At 62.1% G+C, this 7180-nt stretch carries 6 protein-coding genes and 1 pseudogene; 3 read left to right on the top strand and 4 right to left on the bottom strand.

All coding sequences use genetic code 11. The annotated features are described in order from the left end of the window. The 4 genes from EN991_RS16705 to EN991_RS16690 all read right to left on the bottom strand — a co-directional run. Positions 1-822 (bottom strand): ABC transporter ATP-binding protein (locus EN991_RS16705; RefSeq protein ID WP_164769128.1); only part of this gene is annotated, 822 nt, incomplete at its 3' end. A gap of 84 nt (positions 823-906) precedes the next feature. Then, positions 907-2004, bottom strand: coding sequence for a polyamine ABC transporter substrate-binding protein (locus EN991_RS16700; protein ID WP_013530248.1), 1098 nt, complete (start codon positions 2002-2004; stop codon positions 907-909). A gap of 340 nt (positions 2005-2344) precedes the next feature. After that, complete coding sequence (locus EN991_RS16695) at positions 2345-3319, bottom strand: DMT family transporter (RefSeq protein WP_127369160.1); 975 nt, start codon at positions 3317-3319, stop codon at positions 2345-2347. Positions 3320-3469: 150 nt separating this feature from the next. Next, complete coding sequence (locus tag EN991_RS16690) at positions 3470-4912, bottom strand: XRE family transcriptional regulator (protein WP_013530246.1); 1443 nt, start codon at positions 4910-4912, stop codon at positions 3470-3472. A 228-nt stretch (positions 4913-5140) separates the two neighbouring features. Between EN991_RS16690 and aceA the strand changes: the two genes are divergently transcribed. The 3 genes and pseudogenes from aceA to EN991_RS40910 all read left to right on the top strand — a co-directional run. Further along, positions 5141-6430: an isocitrate lyase gene (gene aceA / locus EN991_RS16685; protein ID WP_024505756.1), complete on the top strand. Its 1290-nt coding sequence runs from the start codon at positions 5141-5143 to the stop codon at positions 6428-6430. 58 nt (positions 6431-6488) lie between these two features. Then, the gene (locus tag EN991_RS16680; RefSeq protein ID WP_006202762.1) at positions 6489-6731 is read left to right on the top strand and encodes a hypothetical protein; all 243 of its coding nucleotides are present in this window, start codon (positions 6489-6491) and stop codon (positions 6729-6731) included. 275 nt (positions 6732-7006) lie between these two features. Then, positions 7007-7180, top strand: a pseudogene (locus tag EN991_RS40910) (response regulator); the annotation flags it as partial.

Here is a 7180-nt window from a genome sequence, read left to right as displayed (position 1 = left end):
GTCTATGCTGGCGCTGCCCGCCTCGCCACGCGCGATCTTGCCCTCGAACATATTCACGTTGCCGACGAAGCCAGCGACGAAACGCGATCCCGGCGCCTCGTAAACTTCGGCCGGCGTTGCCACCTGCATCACCTCGCCCTTGTCGATGATGGCGATGCGATCGGCCATGGTCATCGCCTCTTCCTGGTCGTGGGTGACGACGACGAAGGTCAGGCCGAGATTCTGCTGCAGGTCCATCAGTTCGAACTGCGTCTCTTCGCGCAGCTTCTTGTCCAACGCGCCGAGCGGCTCGTCGAGCAGCAGCACCTTCGGCCGCTTGGCGACCGAGCGGGCGAGCGCGACGCGCTGGCGCTGGCCGCCGGACAGTTGATGCGGCTTGCGCTTGGCGAACTGCTCGAGCTTGACCAGCTTCAGCATCTCGGCAACGCGCGATGCGATTTCGGGCTTCGGCATGCCGTCCTGCTTGAGGCCGAAGGCGATGTTATTCTCGACCGTCATATGCGGGAACAGCGCATAGGACTGGAACATCATGTTGACAGGCCGCCGGTAGGGCGGGATGCCGCGCAGATCCTGGCCATCGAGCAGAATGCGGCCGGCTGTCGGCTCCTCGAAGCCGGCGAGCATTCTGAGCAGCGTCGACTTTCCGCAACCGGAAGCACCGAGCAGCGCGAAGAACTCGCGCTCGAAGATGGTCAGAGACAGATTGTTGACGGCGGTGAAGTCACCGAACTTCTTGGTGACGTTGTCGAACTGGATGTACGGCTTGGCGTTCGGGTCGTTCCACGGTGCAAAATCCCTGCGGATGCTGCCAAGCGATTTCATGTCCCACTCCGTCCTGATTTTCTTGCTTCTTGCCCCAGGTAAAAACGGTCCCGGCAGGTGGCTGCCGGGACCGTGTCGGATTGCTTACTGGCCGGTGACGATCTTGGTCCAGGTGCGCGTGATGACGCGCTGGGTCTTGGGATCGTATGGCGAGACGGTGTAGAGCTTTTTTATGGTCTCGGCATCGGGATAAACCGAGGGATCCTCCAACAGTGCCTTGTCGACGAATTGCTGCGAAGCCTTGTTGCCGTTTGCGTAGAGCACGTAGTTCGACGACTTGGCGATAACTTCCGGCTTCATCATGTAGTTGATGAACTCGAGCGCCTCTGCGACATGCGGCGCGTCGGCAGGGATCGCCATCTGGTCGAACCACATCTGCGCACCCTCCTTCGGCACGGAATAGCCGATCTCGACGCCCTGCTTGGCCTCGACCGCGCGGTTGCGGGCCTGGAACACGTCACCCGACCAGCCGACGGCCAGGCAGATATCGCCGTTGGCGAGCGCGTTGATGTATTCGGAGGAATGGAACTTCCTGATATAAGGTCGGACCTTGAGCAAGGTCTCCTCGGCCTTGGCGATATCGTCGGGCGATGTGCTGTTCGGGTCGAGGCCGAGATATTTCAGTGCAGCCGGAATGATGTCGGCCGGCGAGTCCAGCACGTAGACGCCGCAGTCCTTCAGTTTGGCCAGGCTGTCGGGATTGAAGAAGACATCCCAGCTGTCGATCTTGTCGGTGCCGAGCGCCGCCTGCACCTTCTTGATGTTGTAGCCGATGCCAACCGTGCCCCACATGTAGTTGACCGAGTATTCGTTGCCGGGGTCGTACTTGGCAGTGCGTTCCGAAACCGTATCCCACATGTTGGAGATGTTGGGCAGCTTCGACTTGTCGAGCTTCTGGAACACGCCGGCCTGGATCTGGCGCGCAAGGAAATTGCCGCTGGGCACGACGACGTCATAGCCGCTGCCGCCGGCAAGCAGCTTGGTCTCAAGGATTTCGTTGGAATCGAAGGTATCATAGACGACCTTGATGCCGGTTTCCTTGGTGAAATCGTCGATGATCGAACTGTCGATGTAGTCCGACCAGTTGAAGACGTTGACGACACGATCTTCGGCGTGACCGCCGACGGTGAAAAATGTCAGGAATGCCGACGTTGCCGAAAGCCAGAGCGCTTTGCGGATCATGCTATTCTCCTTTGATGAGTGTTCCTTCACCGGCTCGTCGCGACATCAGCGCGACCGGCATTTTCTTCAGACTATTGAGCTTTCCAAGGGGCGACAAGCGCGAACTGCCGAGACCATGCAGGCGGTTGGATGCGATGGTTGGATGCCCCTGAGGCGGCCTGGGAGGCGTGCCAATACCGTCAGAGGCTTTCGCCATGGCGCGGGCAGAGATACGACGATATGGTCCGGTCCCGATCGGACCGGCTGGGAGACTTGGCAAGATACGCCTGTCTTGTTGTTGCCGTATTCCCAGCCTGCCCGTGCCGCAGCGACGTTGTCAATGGCAAAGCTGCAGGCCGCTTCAATTAGGTGACGGCACCCCGGTGACCCCTGCGCGTTCGGGCCTTGCCTGGCGCTTGAATTCGAGCCCGATATGGACGAGCAGCGCCGTGACCACAACCGCGCCGCCGATGATGGTGCGCCCCGACGGCACCTCGGAATGAATGAGCCAGACCCATATCGGGCCGAGGATCGGCTCGAACGTGCCGAGCAGCGCCGCGATGGCCGCCGGGATCAGTCGCGCGCCGGTGGCGAAGAAGGCCAGGCCGAGGCCGAGATTGACCACGCCGAAGGCAAACAGAAAGCCCATGTCACTGCCAGATACGGCGAGGGTCGATGCCTGCGAGACGGCAAAGCCGGCCGCGAGCATGGTGCCGAGGCACGTCGCCACCGTCATCACCCGGCGGTTCTCCGGCGTGCGCATGACGCCGGAGAACCGCCGGGTGATGACGGTGGCGACCGAAAACATGACCGCGATCAACAGCGCCAGCCCATCGCCCATGGGCGAGACGGCGCCATCGAGCGATTCCGACACCATGATGGCGACGCCGGTGATGACGGCGGCGATTGCCACCCAGGTCGCGACACCAACCCTTTCGCGAAACAATGCCCAAGCAAACAGCGCCGCCAGCAACGGCACGCCTGCCTGCATCAAAAGGATGTTAGCGACGGTGGTGTAGGCGAGCGCCACGACGAAGGCGGTCGATGCCGTGGCAAAGCAGATCCCGACGGCAAGGCCGGGCAACCCCATGTCGCGGAACAGCTTCAGCATGCCACGCCAGCCGTCACGCCAAACCATGAAGCAGACCAGGAAGGCGGCTGCCCACACGGATCGCCAGAAAATGACCGTCCAGCTGTCACCGACAGTGATGAAGCGGGCGATGGCGCCGCCGAAACTCCACATCAGCGCCGACAGGAAGACCAAAAGCATGCCGACGCGCTCCTCGCGCGGCGAGACGGCTGGCGATGCGACGATCGGCGATGCGGTATCGATCATGGCTGCCACTGTCGGGCTCTTGTGGACGGGACGATGCGCAAGGGACGACAAAAAGATGCTCTGTTGGCGTAACGCAAAGGCGCAGGCCGGAACTGAGCCAGCGGCCGCCGACAATTGTGGCACCTTCCTCCATTTCAGAAGAACACGGCGTCACTGAAAATCGAAAGCACTCAGGCCCGTCACCATCTCGTCGAGGCCGAGCGGGCGCGTCACCGGCGGTTCTGCCCGCGCCAGGCAGCCGACGCGTTCGCAAAGCCGGCAAGCAGGCCCGACCGGTGTCGCCGCGACGGTGCCGGCCTTTGCGGTGATTGCCGCACCGGGCAATGCCGCGCCATAGACGATATCGTCACGAAAGCCGATGTCGCAACCGAGCAGCAGCGCGGTGCGGCGCGGGCGTTCCGAGAATGCGCCTTGCGGCCCTTCCAGCGTGCGGGCGATGCACAGGAACTCGGCGCCGTCGGGCATTTCCACTGCCTCGACGAAGACCTGGCCGGGCTGGGTGAAGGCGACATGCACGGGCAGCTTGGGACAGCCGCCGCCAAAGCGGCTTTGAGGAAAGCCCTGGCTGCCGGCCTTGCGGAAGCGGTTGCCGGCATTGTCGACCTCCAGCATGAAAAACGGCACGCCCGAGGCACCCTGCCGCTGCAGCATGGTCAGCCGGTTGGCCGCCTGTTCGAAGGAGACCCCGAAGCGCGAACGCAGGACATCGATGTCATAGCGGGCGCGCACGGCAGCCGCGTGAAAGGCCTGATAGGGCATCATCAGCGCATGCGCCGCATAACGGCCAAGTTCGAAGCGGGCCAGGCGGCGCGCCTCGTCGGTGCTCAGCTTGAGCGCCTGGATCTCGCCGGCGACCGCGACCGTCATGCGGATCAGGCAGGCCTCCATCGCGACTTCGCGCAACTGGTCGAACGGCGACAGGCGTTCGGACAGGAACAGGCGCTGCGAATGACGATCATAACGGCGGCGCCAGTTCGGCATGGTCGCGACCGGCAGCACCTTGACCACGATGCCATATTCGCGCTTCAGCCAGGCCTTCAGCGCGCCGAACAGATCGTCGCCGGGATCGAGCACCGAGGTGAACGCCGCGGCCTCCTCCTCGAGGGCAGCGAAATGGTTCGGCCGGCGCTCGAAAATCTCGTGCACCTCGTCGATCGGCAGGCGGGCGCCGGAAAGCGCCGTCGCCCGACCCTCGCGTGCCAGCAATTCGTTGAGGTCGGACAGGCGCTCGGCCTGCTCGCGATAGGCGCGGAACAGCTTTATCACGGCCGCGGACGCATTGGGCGCCGCCTCGGCAAGCTCGATCAGTTCCTGATCACCCGGCAACTCGCCGACCAGCAGGGGGTCGGTGAACACTTCCTTCAAGGCAGCGACAGATCCCCTCGCCTCGCCCTGCAGCTCGTGTGGATCGACCTTGTAGACGGAGGCCAGCCTGAGGATCAGCTGCACCGTCAGCGGCCGCTGGTTGCGCTCGATCAGATTGAGGTAGGACGGCGAAATGCCGAGACCCTCGGCCATCGCCGTCTGGGTCAGGCCCTTGGCGTTGCGAATGCGGCGGATGCGCGGCCCGGCGAAGATCTTCTGGTCAGCCATGGACTGTCCTTTACAGCAATTTACACGAATTCCTGGGCACGGGCCTTTTACAATAATGACAAATTTACAACGCACTTCTGTCAAACGCAACACAGGTTTTCTCTTATATCCTCTCAGTTTACCTGATTTTTGTGGCTGATTTCGCGCAGAAATGTAAATCCAGTCATACCCAACTACCCTCAAATGATTGACGCCTTGACACAGATCAGCAATTCCTCGGAGTGACCAATGACTGATTTTTACAACCTCGTCCCATCGGCGCCGGAAGGTCGCTTCGACGGTATCGAACGACCCTACTCGGCGGCGGATGTGAAGCGTCTGCGCGGTTCGGTGCAGATCCGCCAGAGCCTTGCCGAAATGGGCGCCAATCGGCTGTGGAAGCTCATCCACGAGGAGGACTTCGTCAACGCGCTCGGCGCCATGTCCGGCAATCAGGCGATGCAGCAGGTGCGCGCCGGGCTGAAGGCGATCTACCTGTCGGGCTGGCAGGTTGCCGCCGACGCCAACACGGCTGGCGCGATGTATCCGGATCAGTCGCTCTACCCGGCCAATGCGGCGCCTGAACTGGTCAAGCGCATCAACCGGACGCTGCAGCGCGCCGACCAGATCGAGACCTCCGAAGGCAATGGGCTTTCGGTCGAAACCTGGTTCGCGCCGATCGTTGCCGACGCCGAAGCTGGCTTCGGCGGGCCGCTCAACGCCTTCGAAATCATGAAGGCCTTCATCGAGGCGGGCGCCGCCGGCGTCCACTATGAGGACCAGTTGGCGTCGGAAAAGAAATGCGGCCATCTCGGCGGCAAGGTGCTGATCCCGACTGCGGCGCACATTCGCAACCTCAACGCCGCGCGCCTGGCGGCGGACGTGATGGGCACGCCGACCCTGGTCGTCGCGCGCACCGATGCGGAAGCCGCCAAGCTGCTCACCTCCGACATCGACGAGCGCGACCAGCCTTTCGTCGACTACGACGCCGGGCGCACGGTTGAAGGTTTCTATCATGTCAGGAACGGCATCGAGCCCTGCATTGCCCGCGCCATCGCCTATGCGCCTTACGCGGATCTGATCTGGTGCGAGACCTCGAAACCCGACCTGGCGCAGGCCAGGAAATTCGCCGACGGCGTGCGCAAGCACCATCCCGACAAGCTGCTCGCCTACAATTGCTCGCCGTCGTTCAACTGGAAGAAGAACCTCGACGACGCGACGATTGCCAAGTTCCAGAAGGAGCTCGGCGCCATGGGCTACAAGTTCCAGTTCATCACGCTCGCCGGCTTTCACCAGCTCAACTACGGCATGTTCGAATTGGCGCGCGGCTACAAGGCGCGGCAGATGGCGGCCTATTCCGAGTTGCAGGAAGCGGAGTTCGCGGCCGAGGCCGATGGCTACACCGCGACCAAGCATCAGCGCGAGGTCGGCACCGGCTATTTCGACGCCGTGTCGATGGCGATCACCGGCGGCCAGTCGTCGACCACCGCCATGCATGAATCGACGGAGCACGCGCAGTTCAAACCGGCCGCCGAATAGCGAACAGAAAAACTCAGAGGAAACGCCCGACAGGGCTTGGGACACAAGGAGAAAACCAATGGCATCGATAAGCCGCGTCAAGGAACGCGCCGAGGAACAGTCGACAACGATGAGCGTCGACCAGCAGGCGACGATCCGCATGCTGGCCAACGACCTGCACCGCCTCAACCAGTCGGTTATGAAGGCGGTCGAGGCGGGCGTCTCGGTGGAACTCGTGCGCTCGGCACGACATCACGGCGGCGACGGCAACTGGGGCGATCTGCTGATCCCGGTGATCGTCACGCAGCAGAGCCACGGCTGACTGAAATTCATGCAACCGACCCTTCACCTGCGCAGCCCCTGCGCAGGTGAATTTTCTTTTTATGAAATGCACGTGTGGACAGTCGAGTACAGTAGCGTTGCTTGAAATTCACTGTCCCGGCGATGATTTCGGGCACTTTTATTTCAACTTGACATAGGCTGCGATCTCACGCCAATTGCGCTCCGGATTCAACTCTGCATTGAAATAGGGGCGAGCTTCTTGGCTGACTTGTGTGCCCGGTGAATCGCGAAGGCGAGACTCCAAGACATCCGAATCTGGTGACCCGCGGCTCAACCGCCGAGGCGATCCGTGATCCGTCGCAGGTGCTTGTCGTCGGCAGGTCGCCAATCAATCGCGTGGTGATTTCAAAGATCGTCGAGCGATCCGGGCTCAAGCCGATTTCGGAATCTCCCGACACGGCGGCAAGGATCTTGCGGTCGCTCATTCCC

Source organism: Mesorhizobium sp. M7A.F.Ca.US.005.03.2.1 (genome assembly GCF_003997795.1).
GTDB lineage: Bacteria > Pseudomonadota > Alphaproteobacteria > Rhizobiales > Rhizobiaceae > Mesorhizobium > Mesorhizobium ciceri.
The sequence above is the reverse complement of the archived record's forward strand: the minus strand, read 5'-3'. Positions and strand labels throughout refer to the sequence as shown.

What these genes read in the sequence shown, in the direction of transcription:
- EN991_RS16700 (WP_013530248.1), bottom strand. Translation starts at nt 2,004, where the DNA reads ATGATCCGCAAAGCGCTCTGGCTTTCGGCAACGTCGGCATTCCTGACA.
- EN991_RS16695 (WP_127369160.1), bottom strand. Translation starts at nt 3,319, where the DNA reads ATGATCGATACCGCATCGCCGATCGTCGCATCGCCAGCCGTCTCGCCG.
- EN991_RS16690 (WP_013530246.1), bottom strand. Translation starts at nt 4,912, where the DNA reads ATGGCTGACCAGAAGATCTTCGCCGGGCCGCGCATCCGCCGCATTCGC.
- aceA (WP_024505756.1), top strand. Translation starts at nt 5,141, where the DNA reads ATGACTGATTTTTACAACCTCGTCCCATCGGCGCCGGAAGGTCGCTTC.
- EN991_RS16680 (WP_006202762.1), top strand. Translation starts at nt 6,489, where the DNA reads ATGGCATCGATAAGCCGCGTCAAGGAACGCGCCGAGGAACAGTCGACA.